The sequence below is a fragment of the Sivoneniella epilithica UHCC 1019 genome (assembly GCF_040830845.1).
Taxonomy (GTDB): domain Bacteria; phylum Cyanobacteriota; class Cyanobacteriia; order Leptolyngbyales; family Leptolyngbyaceae; genus ULC077BIN1.
This window is the reverse complement of record NZ_JBFPDP010000005.1, coordinates 1-13857: the sequence shown is the minus strand read 5'-3', so window position 1 is coordinate 13857 and position 13857 is coordinate 1. Positions and strand designations below refer to the sequence as shown.

At 47.8% G+C, this 13857-nt stretch carries 17 protein-coding genes; 7 read left to right on the top strand and 10 right to left on the bottom strand.

Annotated elements, in window-relative coordinates; genetic code table 11:
• Positions 1-67 precede the first annotated feature (67 nt).
• From AB3R30_RS04625 to AB3R30_RS04615, 3 genes are all read left to right on the top strand, one after another.
• Positions 68-565 (top strand): SRPBCC family protein, encoded by a 498-nt coding sequence (locus tag AB3R30_RS04625; protein WP_458647973.1) that lies wholly within the window; start codon positions 68-70, stop codon positions 563-565.
• A gap of 291 nt (positions 566-856) precedes the next feature.
• Positions 857-1171 carry a hypothetical protein gene (locus AB3R30_RS04620; protein WP_458647972.1) on the top strand — a complete coding sequence of 105 codons (315 nt, stop codon included), beginning with the start codon at positions 857-859 and terminating at the stop codon, positions 1169-1171.
• Between the two features lie 238 nt (positions 1172-1409).
• Complete coding sequence (locus AB3R30_RS04615; protein ID WP_458647971.1) at positions 1410-1679, top strand: hypothetical protein; 270 nt, start codon at positions 1410-1412, stop codon at positions 1677-1679.
• 7 nt (positions 1680-1686) lie between these two features.
• On the opposite strand, the gene AB3R30_RS04610 is transcribed toward AB3R30_RS04615, so the two are convergent.
• Together AB3R30_RS04610 and AB3R30_RS04605 are read right to left on the bottom strand one after the other, a co-directional pair.
• On the bottom strand, positions 1687-1896 hold the full coding sequence (locus AB3R30_RS04610) for a hypothetical protein (RefSeq protein WP_458647970.1): 210 nt from the start codon (positions 1894-1896) through the stop codon (positions 1687-1689).
• Between the two features lie 152 nt (positions 1897-2048).
• On the bottom strand, positions 2049-2324 hold the full coding sequence (locus AB3R30_RS04605; protein ID WP_458647969.1) for a hypothetical protein: 276 nt from the start codon (positions 2322-2324) through the stop codon (positions 2049-2051).
• On the opposite strand from AB3R30_RS04605, the gene AB3R30_RS04600 reads away from it, so the two are divergent.
• Genes AB3R30_RS04600 through AB3R30_RS04590 form a run of 3 tightly spaced genes read left to right on the top strand, consistent with a single transcriptional unit; the run spans position 2310 to position 3163 of the window.
• On the top strand, positions 2310-2513 hold the full coding sequence (locus tag AB3R30_RS04600; RefSeq protein ID WP_458647968.1) for a hypothetical protein: 204 nt from the start codon (positions 2310-2312) through the stop codon (positions 2511-2513). The genes AB3R30_RS04605 and AB3R30_RS04600 overlap by 15 nt on opposite strands.
• A gap of 34 nt (positions 2514-2547) precedes the next feature.
• Positions 2548-2766, top strand: a complete 219-nt coding sequence (locus AB3R30_RS04595) for a hypothetical protein (RefSeq protein ID WP_458647967.1) — start codon at positions 2548-2550, stop codon at positions 2764-2766.
• Complete coding sequence (locus AB3R30_RS04590) at positions 2759-3163, top strand: aspartyl protease family protein (protein ID WP_458647966.1); 405 nt, start codon at positions 2759-2761, stop codon at positions 3161-3163. Before AB3R30_RS04595 ends, AB3R30_RS04590 begins: the two co-directional genes overlap by 8 nt.
• Positions 3164-3326: 163 nt before the next feature.
• On the opposite strand, the gene AB3R30_RS04585 is transcribed toward AB3R30_RS04590, so the two are convergent.
• Positions 3327-4280 carry an HNH endonuclease gene (locus AB3R30_RS04585; RefSeq protein ID WP_458647965.1) on the bottom strand — a complete coding sequence of 318 codons (954 nt, stop codon included), beginning with the start codon at positions 4278-4280 and terminating at the stop codon, positions 3327-3329.
• A gap of 126 nt (positions 4281-4406) precedes the next feature.
• Positions 4407-4595 carry a hypothetical protein gene (locus AB3R30_RS04580; protein ID WP_458647964.1) on the bottom strand — a complete coding sequence of 63 codons (189 nt, stop codon included), beginning with the start codon at positions 4593-4595 and terminating at the stop codon, positions 4407-4409.
• Positions 4596-4618: 23 nt separating this feature from the next.
• Here AB3R30_RS04580 and AB3R30_RS04575 point away from each other — a divergent pair, with 23 nt between their 5' ends.
• Positions 4619-5761, top strand: a complete 1143-nt coding sequence (locus AB3R30_RS04575) for an alanine--glyoxylate aminotransferase family protein (RefSeq protein ID WP_458647963.1) — start codon at positions 4619-4621, stop codon at positions 5759-5761.
• A gap of 85 nt (positions 5762-5846) precedes the next feature.
• Here the strand turns inward: AB3R30_RS04575 and glgA are convergent, their stop codons facing one another.
• The 6 genes from glgA to AB3R30_RS04545 form a co-directional block, all read right to left on the bottom strand.
• The gene (gene glgA / locus AB3R30_RS04570; protein ID WP_458647962.1) at positions 5847-7322 is read right to left on the bottom strand and encodes a glycogen synthase GlgA; all 1476 of its coding nucleotides are present in this window, start codon (positions 7320-7322) and stop codon (positions 5847-5849) included.
• Positions 7323-7474: 152 nt separating this feature from the next.
• Positions 7475-8458, bottom strand: a complete 984-nt coding sequence (locus AB3R30_RS04565) for a bifunctional riboflavin kinase/FAD synthetase (RefSeq protein ID WP_458647961.1) — start codon at positions 8456-8458, stop codon at positions 7475-7477.
• Between the two features lie 32 nt (positions 8459-8490).
• On the bottom strand, positions 8491-9399 hold the full coding sequence (locus AB3R30_RS04560; RefSeq protein ID WP_458647960.1) for an MBL fold metallo-hydrolase: 909 nt from the start codon (positions 9397-9399) through the stop codon (positions 8491-8493).
• A 398-nt stretch (positions 9400-9797) separates the two neighbouring features.
• On the bottom strand, positions 9798-10610 hold the full coding sequence (surE, locus tag AB3R30_RS04555; protein ID WP_458647959.1) for a 5'/3'-nucleotidase SurE: 813 nt from the start codon (positions 10608-10610) through the stop codon (positions 9798-9800).
• Positions 10611-10674: 64 nt separating this feature from the next.
• Complete coding sequence (locus AB3R30_RS04550; RefSeq protein WP_458647958.1) at positions 10675-11847, bottom strand: DNA double-strand break repair nuclease NurA; 1173 nt, start codon at positions 11845-11847, stop codon at positions 10675-10677.
• Between the two features lie 189 nt (positions 11848-12036).
• Positions 12037-13614: a hypothetical protein gene (locus AB3R30_RS04545; protein WP_458647957.1), complete on the bottom strand. Its 1578-nt coding sequence runs from the start codon at positions 13612-13614 to the stop codon at positions 12037-12039.
• Positions 13615-13857 lie beyond the last annotated feature (243 nt).

The window sequence follows — 13857 nt, the reverse complement described above, 5'->3', positions numbered from 1 at the left end:
TCTAATATTGAATTACTCGAACCGAACGGTCTAGTTCGTTCCATGTCAATTATTGGAGGGAAGTTGAATGCAAGTTCAAACCCATGTGCAAATTTTCATTGACGCACCGATTGAGCAAGTGTTTGATTGTTCGATCGATTGCCAAAACTTACCTAAGTTCTTCACAGGCTATCAAGGAATTCCTGCCATTTTGAGTGCAACGACAACGGATGGTTTACCCCTGCACGAGGGCAGTAGGCGCATTGTGCAAAACAGTGATGGTTCCGAGATCGAAGAGACGATCGTCGCGCTTCAACGTCCTACCCTGCAAGACTACAAATTGCTAGGTGGATTTAAGCCACCGTTTTCATGGCTTGTGCATTCTGCTTCAGGTCGATGGTTGCATCGAGCCATCAATCCAGGAACGCAGACTATCTGGCAGTTTGAATTTGAGATGCGAAATGTACTCGCCTATGTTGTCTTTCTGGCACTGGTTAAGCATCCGTTTGAAACTGCCCAACGCCTTTGTCTTGCAAACCTGAAGCAAACAATTGAACACTCTGCCTCAATCACTGAGTGCATCTAATATTTCTTCGAGTAGGCGACAAAGTTGGAGTTAGTTTGCATTGTCCTAACTGTGTCGCCCCATCCGCTTTCACTTGTCAGTTGATTTGAATTGCCCTTTTCTCATAAGGAGAGACCATTATAATTCACCACATTTCGATTCCGGCAAACAATCCGCTTCGCGTTGCTCAAGTAGTAGCAGAGGTGTTTAATGGCAAAGCGGGGATCTTTCCACCCAATCCCAATAGCTACATGGTGATGGCAGGCGATGAACACGGCACACTCATTGAAATCTACCCCTCCAATAGCGTGATTGTTCCGGGACAGGGCGATCCGCCAAGCCTGGTTTCAGCAAGCCGTTCATTCTACAAGCTACAGTGCGGTTCACGCTGCAATTTCTGTTCCCACTAATTTGGAACAGATTGAACGTATCGCTGCACGAGAAGGATGGCGAGTACTGCCCTGTAATCGAGATGGGCTATTTGATGTGATTGAGTTCTGGATTGAAAACCAATTGATGTTGGAGTTATTGACTCCTGCGATCGCTCACAAATACCTCAATGCAATGCATTCTCAAAATCTAGAACAACTCATGCTGGACATGACTCAAGTGAAAGTCAGAGTCTAAGCTCGACTTTATCCATCTTGCGGCAATAGAGCGCCTGACATAGAAGAATGGGATGAGATGAACTTGGGCGTTGCTTAATCCAGCTATGAACTTGTTCGTCTCACCCCCAAATACTGCGTTTACTTATACCAGAACCCATTGCCGTTATCCTGTCCTGCTTCTGTGGGTTGTTTTCGCATCGGGTGTGGCAGCAGGCTGAGATTTTGATTGTGGAGCGATTCTGTGTCTGGGTAGTCGGATGGTAAGTGCAGTTTTGCGCGTGATAGGACTGTCAAAGCAGCGAGGTGGCAACTACCACCGATCGCCCTTCAGTAACGCCCTCACCGACCCTCTTCTGGGCGCTTTCGCACTGACAGACAACCTCAAAGGACAAGCGCAAGAACTGGTTGCGGAGCCAGCTAACGACCCCATTCACCCGTCGCTAGTAACTTTTCGGGCTTCACAAAGAGACTTGGTACGGTTGGTGTGCAACGGGATTGTTAGACTGTATCTCACCGATCACCTCTGAAGTGAGATCATAAGCCTTCAATCTTAACGATACCACCCTCAACATTATCAATTTGCAATCGATAACCGTAGAGCAGTGCCATTCCGAGCAAGGGTTCTGTCTCCGATTCTGCGATATCGATCTGGCGGTATTGCCCATCCCAGATCACTGTTGCGGTGTAAAAATCAAACAGGACTTCGCTGCCATCGCCAAAGTTGTCGAATTGGAGATCGTCCAAGGCAACCCAAGGCGAACGACAATTTCAGATGGTAAAGATAGAAACCCATCAAATCCGGTGTCAATTATGGTATCGATGACTCCGCGTTGACCAGATGAGTTACCAAATACAAGGGAAAGTGTGGCTTCGCAGCAAATTCACAACTCCATGTATCATGAACTCTTCTTTAAGCTTCGCGAACCAAAGTGATACACGGCGCGGCGTCCAATCCGAATTCCAAAAGGCTGGGCATTAGGATTGCGTTCAAATAGCCGATTGGTTGCAGCTACGACCGTTTCATCAAGCTCAAAATCTCCGGTTTCGATGTCGATCGCCACTATTTTTCCATCATTTCCCGCTTCGACTTGCTGCCGAATGCCAGACTCATAAAGTGCTTGCCCCCGTCGGGCTAACTCTTCTTTGCTGTAACGCCGTTGCCGAGTTGCCATTGGCTTGACCTCGTTTCCGCTGTACCCCTTCATTTTAGCCTGGGCGATCGCTGCTCACTGACTAAAAGACGATCGCGATCGCGGTTTGAAGTGAAAGAGCGATCGCAGTCTCATCGTTTCTGTGATGGATGCAGGGTTATTGAGTCTGACGAGCTAATTGTTAGACCGTATCTCACCGATCGCTTATGATCAATGCATTCGTGTCGGTTTGGGAGTTTAAACCATGTCTCTCGCTGAATTACTTCCTTTGGTGAACAATCTAAGCCAGTCAGACAAAGTATCACTCTTCAAACTCCTAGCCACACAGGTTCCAGACGCTGAACTACAAACTATCTTTTCTGCATCAGAGTATCCAGTTTGGTCACCCTACGACGCAACAGAAGCCGCAAACATTCTGATGCAGATGATTCAGGATGACCAAAAAACATCTACTCATGCCTAGTACAATCGAGTTTCCTTTTTCTAACGATGAAGCATTACCTACGATCCCCATCACTCTGAGTCATGCAGGCTTTTCTGTCTCTGCAAATGCACTGCTAGATACTGGATCTACGGTCAATCTATTGCCCTATGATATCGGGCTGCAATTGGGTGTAATTTGGGAGCACCAAACTGTTCGTTTGCCATTGGCTGGAAATCTTGCAAGGGTTGAAGCACGGGGTTTATTTGTGCCTATTCAAATTGGGAACCTGGAGCCAGTTCGCCTAGCATTTGCCTGGGTACAAGCCTCTCAGGTGCCCTTAATTCTTGGGCAAACAAACTTCTTTCGAGAATTTGATGTCTGTTTTCAGCGATCGCGATGCACAATCGAAATTAAGAGATCGCTGCTCACTGCCTAAAATACGACCGCGATCGCGGTTTGAAGTGATGGGGCGATCGTATCCAAATCTAAATCTGACGGCAAAATATAGTAGCGTCAGATGCCTCTGGCATCCCTACCAGTGGCTTTCGATCATTCGCTGTCGCCCCTGCTAGGGTGCAAGATTGAAATGTCCTCGCAGGCTATTCATCTTCGGATAAAGAGTCAGGGAGGCTATCCTTTTCTTGTTGCATATATTCTGACAGTAAATATGTGTGCGAAAGTCCCATATCTCCACTAGACCAAGGATATGTAGCAATAAATTTACCTTCCGCAGCAAAAAACATTGGATTGATATCTCTTCTAACAACTTCCCTAAACCAATTTGCTGCTTTTGTAGCATCGATAATAAGCTGATGGCACTCTTCTACCCAATCATCAAACTCATGACTTAATTTGTCATATCGTTCGGTATCCCATTCTGAAATTTTATAAAATTGAACGCCCCTATAAAACGGATTTTCATCATTATTTCCCTCAATTTTACAGTGTTTCTTAAAAAGAGTAGCAGCCTTATGAAGCAACATGCTTAATGTTTTAATCGATCTTTCCAACTCTATTAAAGTACCAGGAAAATCAGTGCTGAAAACCTTTTGGCGGAACTTAAGAAAGTCTTCTGGCAACTCAAAAGACCATCTCGGAATAGGTTCTAGTGGTCCAAATGTCCATTGCTTCCATTGAAATAAGTGACAGCATTCAACTGCTGAATCAATCAAACTCGCATAAATAAGATCATTAGCTTGCTGTTTTAAATCCCATGCTTGAGATAGTGTTTGATCGACCCAAAGTTCATGACCATTTTTAAGAGCCTGTAGCTTCTCAACTAAAAAATCCTCTGGATTTTTGTCAATAATCGTATGGTGGGTAGGACATAAAAGAATTAGGTTAGCGTAAGAGTCTCTTTCCTTTGATGAAAGAAGACTATCACCACGAGGACCATTCAGTTCTTTCGCTATAATGTGTGCCTGCTCACCAATTGTAATGCTGCTCGAAGCGGTTTCACTGTCTTGAGTTAATTGACATCTGCAACTTGGAAAAGCACATCTGCTTGCAGCCTTACCCCAAAGAAGTTTGATATCTCTCTGACTGATGGTCATGTAACTCGCAGCAACATATCGATTGCTAAGTATAACGCTTGAACACTAACTAGTAAATTTGCAGCTACGCCATCACTGATATCTGAGCATCTTAATATTAAGATGGAAAACTTTCGCATAACACCTCTAGTCAGGTAGAGAAACAGGATTTTCCCGTAGCATCTGACGTTTTGGGTGGATGAAATCTTTCTGCATATCTTCAGACGTGTAGATTTCAACGATCGCCCCATATTCCTCACCAACTACCGCTCCTAATCTTGCGGTGTTTTGCTTTTTCACCAATCGCCACCCGGAGAAAGCTAAACTCAACATCATGCCCTACTACCAATGATGCTGTCATGATGCAAACCTTATCCATTCGCGATCGCCAACGCTTGAATCTTGCGCCCTTGCAAGTCCCCGATCGCCTGCTGCTCGGACCCGGACCCTCCAATGCCCATCCCGCCGTGCTTCACGCCATGAGCCTATCGCCAGTGGGTCACCTCGATCCAGCGTTTTTGGCACTTATGGGCGAAATTCAATCCCTGTTGCGCTACGTTTGGCAAACCGAAAATGCCGTCACCTTTGCGATCAGCGGCACGGGTACGGCAGCAATGGAAGCGACGATCGCCAATTCTGTAGAGCCGGGAGATGGGGTGCTGGTGGGCGTAGCGGGTTACTTTGGCAATCGCCTGGTGGATATGGCGGGGCGCTATGGCGGCGATGTGAAAACGATCGCCAAACCGTGGGGACAGGTGTTTAGCCTGGAAGAATTGCGATCGGCACTGGAAACCCATCATCCGGCGATTCTGGCGCTTGTTCATGCGGAAACCTCCACGGGAGCGCGTCAACCCATGGAAGGCGTGGGCGAGTTGTGCCGCCAGTATGGTTGCTTGCTACTGATTGATACGGTGACCAGTTTGGGCGGAGTGCCAATTTTCCTGGATGAATGGGGCGTGGATCTTGCCTATAGCTGTAGCCAAAAAGGGTTGGGCTGTTCGCCGGGTGCGTCGCCGTTTACCATGAGCGATCGCGCCTTAGAAAAGCTGGCACAACGCAAAACCAAAGTTGCCAACTGGTATCTGGATGTCAACTTGCTCGGCAAATATTGGGGCGCAGAGCATACCTATCACCATACTGCGCCGATTAACCTGTATTACGGTCTGCGGGAAGCGCTGCGATTGGTTGCCGAAGAAGGGCTGGTGGCTTGCTGGCAGCGCCACCAAACTAACGTGGAATATCTGTGGCAGCAGTTGGCAGAACTGGGGCTATCCCTGCATGTTGAAAAAGAATTTCGCCTGCCAACCTTAACGACCGTTTGTATTCCCGATGGCGTGGATGGCAAAGCGATCGCTCGTCAATTGCTGACCGAACACAACATCGAAATCGGCGGCGGTCTAGGCGAACTAGCCGGAAAAGTTTGGCGCGTTGGCTTAATGGGCTACAACAGCAAACCGGAAAGCTGCGATCGCTTAATTGCTGCTCTCAAACAGGTGATGTGAAGTGCGGGTAGAAGTTTTGAGTTTTGAGTTTTGAGTTTTTAATTCTTGCCTCTCACCTCTCGCCTCTCGCCCCTCACCTCTACATCTACTTGTGACGAATGAATTCGTAGATTTCCAGGTAATCTTTGGCGGGATGGTTCCATGAATAATCGTAGTTCATGCCTTGCACGGCTAGCTCTTGGAATTCATCGGGGTATTTTTCCCATAATCCGATCGCCCGATCCATGGCGGACTCTAGCGCCGAGTCGTCGGTTTGATAAAACACATAGCCGTTACGTTCTTCGGGCAAATGGGTTTGATCATAATCGCGATCGAATACGGTATTCACCAAGCCGCCCACACCCCGCACAATTGGCACGGTGCCATATTTGAAGCCGATCATTTGAGTTAGCCCACAGGGTTCAAAGTTGCTCGGCACTACAATCAGGTCGGCTCCGGCATAGATTAAATGGGATAGTTCCTCGTTAAAGCCAAGCTCTAAATGGACGTTTGGATTGTCGTTGAGACAGCGTTTCTCGTGCCAAAACCATTGATTAATGCCGGGTTCAGTGGCAGAGCCAAGCAGAACAAACTGAGCGTTGCGATGCAAGGCGTAGTACATCGCATGGTGAACCAGGTGCATTCCTTTCTGGTCATCCAACCGCCCGATGTAGGCAATGAGGGGTTTATTTTCAACTTCTAGCCAGAGGCGCTCTTGCAGCGCTTTTTTATTGGCCGCTTTGCCCGTCAGGTCGTCTTTCGTGTAATGAGCCGACAGGTAGCGATCGCTCTCTGGGTTCCAAAACTCATAGTCAATCCCGTTGAGAATGCCACCAAATTTATGCTGATGGACATGCAGCGTATGTCCTAACCCATACCCCAACTCGCCGTGATGCGCTTCCCAGGCATGATGCGGCGAAACCGTAGTCACAAAGTTGGAATAAACAATGCCGCCTTTCATAAAATTCAGCACAAACGGATTGAAATTGTCGCGTAGGCGATCGTACTCAAAATAATAGGCTTCATTATTTAGCCCCGTCGCCTTCAGCATGTCGGCACCCGCAATGCCCTGATGTTTGAAATTGTGGATGGTATAGCAAACCCGCTGATTCGTCATCCCATGCCACTTGTAAATTTCGTATAGCAAAACGGGAACCAGCCCAGTCTGCCAATCGTGGCAATGTAAGATATCGGGTCGCTTGTTGGTTCTCAGCAAAAATTCCAGCGCTGCCTTACTAAAAAAAGCAAATCGCATATTGTCATCTTTGCAGCCGTAATAGGTGCCACGATTGAAAAAGTTATCCTCGGAAAGAGGCTCAATAAAAAAGCACAGTTGCCCATGCACCCAACCGCAATGAACCGTGCAGCGAATCACGCCATCGTACCAAGGCACCAGCAAATCTTGATAGGCTTCGTGCAAGCCCCAAATGTGGTCATACCGCATACAGTCATACTTGGGCAAGATAATTTCTACCGTATGACCGCGTAAGCTCAACTCGCGGCTCAATCCATAAACAACATCGCCCAAGCCTCCGGCTTTCACTACAGGGGCACATTCAGCGGCAATCTGGACGATGTACATGGTTACTCCTCAATGCGATCAGCGATCGCTGTTCTTAACTGCACAAAAGTATATAGTCCTAGGCGAAACTCGTACAGTCACAATTAAGGGCAGATTACCACTTCAGCCACACTCGCAACACAGACTAAGGGATGAATCGCTCTACTCATTTTCTATGAAAGGACAGATTTCGCTGCATCACAGTCTGCTGTAATTTGAGCTTTCAACGCATCCAGCGACTCAAATTTTTGTTCAGGACGGAGAAATTGCTCCAAGCTCACGGACAGGGTTTGCCCATATAGATTCCCTGACCAGTTGAGTAGATGTACCTCAGCAACTAGGTGAGTGCCTTTTACTGTTGGTCGATAGCCCAAGTTCATTACGCCTAGTTGAAAAGCTGTACCCGGTTGCGGGCGATCGCCCTTTTCGCACCAATGCACCCGCACGGCATAGACTCCTAAACGAGGCAGACATTTTTCGGGTGGAAGCTGAAGGTTGGCAGTAGGAAAGCCTAGAGTATTGCCAAGCTGTTGACCTTTAATCACGGTTCCTACCAGCGTATAAGGGCGACCCAGAAGATAATTGGCAAGCGCAACATCCCCAGATTGCAAAGCTTCACGAATCGCAGAACTGCTGATTCGTTTCTCGTCTAGCAACTTTAGCGAGGTAATTTTTACTTCAATCCCTGCGGTAGCCGCGATCGCCTGGAGTTCTTCTGCCGTACCTGCCCGATTTTGCCCAAATCGAAAATCTGAACCAATACTGATTTGGCAAGCCTGTAATTGCTCTACCAAAATCTCTTGGACAAATTGTGCTGGAGTCAGTGCCGCTAACTGCCGATCAAACGGCAACAATACTAGTTGCTTAACTCCCATTGCGTCTAGCTGAACTATTTTCTCGGGAAGGGGAGTCAGCAAAGTGCGCGGCTGCCCCGAAAAAAATTCTTGAGGATGGGGGTGAAAGGTGACCACAGTCGAATAAACAGGCGACGCAATTCCCATAGGAATCGTTTCACGAATCGCACTGTCAATTTCACTGTGATTAAATGACAAAACAGGTTGAATCACCTGCCGATGCCCTTGATGAACACCATCAAAATTTCCGAGGGCAACCGCAGTTGGAGTGAGAACTGTAGCGATCGATGAAGTAATCCACACGCTTTACATTCTGACACAGAACGTCTTGGCTATTAGACAGAAACCTGAATTTCTTTGAGGGGTTTTGCCCCGTTTAGGGAAGGAAAAGGTGGCGCAATGTGAAGCGGAACGCCTTCTCTCGCCAAAAGGCTATTCGGAAATGCCATAGCCACATCCCTACCGACTTGATCTAGGAAATCGTCGTCGTGCAGTGGATCGTGATGAAAGATCACCAGTTTTTTCACATTCGCAGCTTTGGCAACTTTAACGGCTTCTTGCCAAGTAGAGTGTCCCCAGCCCACCTTGCTAGATTGCGTTGAATGATATTCGTCGTCGGTATAGGTGGCATCGTAGATCATCACATCTGCATTCTGTGCCAGCTTTAGCACGTTCTCATCCATCCGATCTGGATAATGCTCCGTATCCGTGATATAAGCTGCTGCATGTCCCTGCCAATTGACTCGATAGCCTAATGCCTGACCGGGATGATTCAATAGTGCTGTTTCTACCAACACTTCATCTCCCACTGCCACCGACTGCCCAATCTGCAAATCTTTGAATTGCAAATCAGCCCCCATCACTTGCAGCGGCACTGGAAAATTAGGATGCCGCATTTGGTCATTCAGGCGCTTCTCAATGGTGGAGCCATCCGGGGCGATCGCGGCGTGGATGTGAAAGCAGTTACCCTTCACAAACGCAGGCACAAAAAAGGGAAATCCCTGAATGTGATCCCAATGGGAATGAGTAAAAAATAGATGGGCTTCTAAAGGCATTTCAGATAACAGCGATCGCCCTAAGACTCGAATTCCTGTCCCCCCGTCGAAAATTAACCGCTTGCCACCCACCTGCATCTCCACACAGGGAGTGTTCCCTCCATATCGCACGGTGCTTGCTCCCGGACAAGAAATACTCCCCCGGACTCCCCAAAAGTTGATGACAAAACGATTTAGCGCGCTGGACATGGATATCTCTCGGTGAACTTTGATAAGGGTTCTCAAGTAAACACTGCTTGGTAAACGGTGAACCTGATTTAATCCGTTCACGGATAGGCAGTAAAATCCGAAAATACTCTATTACGCAGCTTTATAGAAATTCGTCATTTTGGCAGTGATCTAGATCGCTAATTAGGGTGATTAATTCCACATGTAGTTTTGGGGATGGGTCAAAAAGCGTGAAGTCCTCTGATCTTATCAATCTTGCGCTTACCTTGCACTTAAAGTACCCATATGAACGACAATGCGAACGTTTAGTTATCTTTCCTAAGTTTTCTTTTTGTCTTATTTCTTTCTCTTTTTGCGGAAAGTAGTTAACTTTCATTTCGGCTTAATTCCAACGCGCTAAGCTTGAGTGTCATCATAGTTCAACTGATTAAGGGTGCATAGGCAGATAGCTCTATTGCCCAATTTTTTAGACCTTCTAGACCTTTCGAGGCGGTTAGATTGTATTGCAGTGGCGTAATTGTGATGTAGTTTTGCCGATTTGCCTGAACATCGGTAGGAACCACGTCTGCAAAATCCGACGAGTCTTCTACCTCTTCTAGAACTTCTCCTGCTAGCCAATAGTAGGTTCTACCCCGTGGATCAACTCGCTTTTCAAACACATCAATATAGCGGCGCAAGCCTTGGCGAGTAATGGCAACTCCCGCGATCGCGGCTGCTTTAACCGCAGGCACATTGACATTCAGCAACATTAAGGGCGGCATCGGCTGTTTTTCGAGCTTGGCAACCAGCGATCGTGCAAAATTTGCCGCTGGCACAAAGTCTTGAGAGGAGAAGCTAGTTAAGCTAAACGCAACACTCGGAATGCCCTCAATCACGCCTTCCATTGCCGCAGATACGGTGCCCGAATATAAAACATCAGTGCCCAAGTTCGCCCCATGATTAATTCCAGACAAGACCAAGTCTGGTTTCTCTTCTAATAGTGCCCAGAGCGCCAGCTTGACACAATCTGAGGGAGTTCCAGAACATGCCCATGCGTTGATCGTGGGATGAAACCCAGCTTCCACTCGCTCAGCCCGAATTGGCTGGTGGAGCGTTAGCCCGTGCCCGGTTGCCGATCGCTCGCGATCGGGGCAGACCACAAAAACCTCATGTCCAGCTTCTGCTAGCGTGTTTGCCAGCGATCGAATACCTAGGGAAAAAATACCGTCATCGTTACTAATCAATAGTTTCATCGCTTGCCGCCTGTGGATGGTTGCCTATGCCTATTGTCCATTAGACTACCCCGCAACCAGTGATCTATCGCCGTCGGGCTTTGCTTACCATTTTGCGGGAGAGGCGCAGGGTTAAGTCTTCTGCCTTTGCCCAGTCTTGCAGCAGGCGAAAAAACAGTTGGTTATCTTCAGCTTTGAGAACAGCGGTTTGATCAGCCGTTTCGATCACATAGGGATAGCCGCCGCCAATAATCACCTCACCCCGCACCCAGTCTAAGATTTGCTCTAGCCGCCCTGCGTCATAAATCCATTGGGGTAGCTCTAGGCGAATCGGTAAACCGTCATGGGCTTTGAGATAGGTAAAACTGATCCGCTCGGCGATCGCGGTTGGGTAATCCTGTAAAACACCAGAACGCCGACAGGAAAACAGCGGCGTGCGATCGCCCCACTGCATGAAGGTTCCGAGTAGCGGTGCATCATGAATCGAAGGGGCATCGGGCAAGTTAAACACCCGTTGCAGCATCACCGTTAAATCCCGTGCATAGCTGGTGTCAATGTAGCCAACTACGGGCACTTGATAGTGTTCGCTTGCCTGCAACAGCCGCACAACAGATTTCACATAAAAATCTCGCGTCGCTGGATCAAAGGTGTCTGCAAAGCTGACTACCAAGGAGCCATCAAAGAAAGCAAGACAGGTGCGATCGCCGGCTCGGTCTTCCATATATTGAATGAGGCGCTCCACTTCCATTTGAAATCGGCGCATATTCACCTGCTGATTCAGCATATCGCCACTGCTGTTTGCTTTCAGATCAGCGGGAGTCATCACATCCACGTCAATATCTTTTTCGTAGCGGCTATCGGCAGAATGAAAGTTTTCAAACCAGCCAATTTGAATCAGCGCGATCGGAATCGAAATATCCTTACCCGGATAAATTTGGGAGCCATCCACGGCAAAGGTCGCAATATCCGTTAGGCGATCGCGCACCCAAGCATAGCTATCTTCGCGGCTTTGCCAGGTTATCCCAAACGATTTCACCCAATTTCCATCATTGGTCAGCGATTCTAAGGGTTCTGCGCCGCGATCGCTGGGGGCACAGTCGCTCAAGCCCTCTAAAATCACTGGTTTCGTCTGCTGCGAGGCTTTGGCTAGCGCTTGACGATAGTTCTGAAAAGCTTGCTGTGCCGTATAATCAAACCGTTCAAAATCGGCTCGTTTCTCTTGGAGCAGCGCTAGGATTTGGGAAGATTTGAGGGGCATGGGGAGAGTAAGGGGGTGGAGGGGGTGGAAGGGAAAGATAAGACGTTTTGAGTTTTGAGTTTTGAATTGTGGAGGAGTAAAAGGGGTGAAGTTTGGGTCTTTTTAACTTTAATACAGTTGATCTGTGCTGTTGCGCGATACTTGAGGGCTATGAGGAATGGCTGGGGCGATCGCGTTGCTCCTTTAGGGTTAGGTGGCTTCCTGACGTAGCTGGCGGGTTTCATCAAGGATCAGCGTGATATCTTCTTCCGACAAGTTTTGAACGTAGTTGATCTTAATTTCTTCGAGCAGATCAGTGAGTAGAGATTGCATTTCTTGTAGGTTATTTTGTTGGGCTTCTTGGATAAATGAACTGCTGAAATTACGCACGAAGCGAACCACTAAGTCTGCGGTTTTGGGGTCGTCTAAGGCGGTTTTTAGGCTGTTGTGGATCAGTTGGGTGACATCATGAACTAAGGTTTCGGTGATTTGAGCAGGCACCGCGCCAATGCCGGGTATTGCCTGCAATCCTCGATAGGCAGGGGATTGATTCATCACTGTCTCAATGCTATGACGCACCAATGCTTCTAGATCGGGCTGAATTTTTGGAAAAACTTCGTGAACCATCATGTGGGTCATATGCGTTGCGATCGCCTCAATCTCGTTGATGTTGTTCACATCCACATAGCGGCGAGACGTGGTGCGTTGGAGAAAGTTAGTCAGTTCTCCGCGCTGAATTGACCCCTGAGCTTGGTTGATCACCTGGACGATAATCACCTCCACCATTTCACTGGCGATCGCTGACACAAACCCTTCCCGTGCCCGCGATTGAATATTTTCTAGGTTAATCATCTCGGCTTGATGCAGTCGTAAGGTGGTGGGCAGCACCCGTAACAGTGCCCAAGTGGGCGCAATCAGGCTAAATGGGATGAACAGCGGAATGTCATACCAGCGCCAAATCATGGCATCGAGCCAAGTTAAGTTGGAGTAGCGCCTGCTGATGTGGTAAGTCCGCGCCAAAAACTCTAAGAAAAACAAGAGGATAAATGGGGCATCCAGCAGCCAAAAATGGTTGGTAGGATTGCCGTTTTCATCCACGCCGCGATAGTAATTAGTCTGAATCAAGGGTTGAATCGCTTGATTGAACCAATCGATCTCAGCATTCCAGGTTGTGGGGGAAAGGTAGTTTGGATAGCTAGGATTGTCAGTACTCCAAAAAATATTAAAGGCTTCCCTTGCAGATATCCGAGTGTTTGTCCGACTAGCCACCCGACTTCGGATTCTATTTTTAATTCTTTCGAGGGCACCACTTTTGCCGGATGCCCCAAATGGGTTGGTTTCAATCATCTCGGTGCTGAGCTTTCGTAGTTTCGCCAGGGTGTCTTGAACTGCGATATCTTTCAATCCGGCTTCTAGTCCTTTTTGGGCAAGCTGGCTCTCAAGCTGAGCAACGGTATCTAAATAAGCTTGGGTGTCTCGGTGTGGCTCAATTCCTTTGATGGGGTCATAAAGGCAGGTCACCACTGGCTGCTGGATAGTGCGTGAGGGTTGCCCTGTTTCAACGGAGCGATCGCGGCACGCAATAGTAGGCACGGGAATATGGAGCTTGAAATTGGTTAAGGGTATGCCTATCCCCCCTTGCAGCCAAAAGTTTCGCCAAGGCACATAGGTAAGATCAAAGGTGACAAGTGCCAAATTAGTGACGGCTGCGATCGCCATAAACCGCTCAAACCAAAGATTTTTGCGGCGTTTTAACAATTTGGGCGAAGAATATTTTTGGAGAGACATAGGAAGGGCGAAGGGCGAAGGGGCGAAGGGGCGAAGGGCGAAGGGCGAAGGGCAAGGGGCGAGGGGAAGTGAAACCGGTTGATTATTATTCCTCCTTAATGTCATACCAATTTGAATGGAGATGCGACAGATCTTAGATTGTGACCATGACTGAGTAAAGCTTCTACAATTCAAAACTCAAAACTCAAAACTCAAAACTCAAAACTCAAAACTCAAAACTCAAAACTCAAAACTCAAAACTCA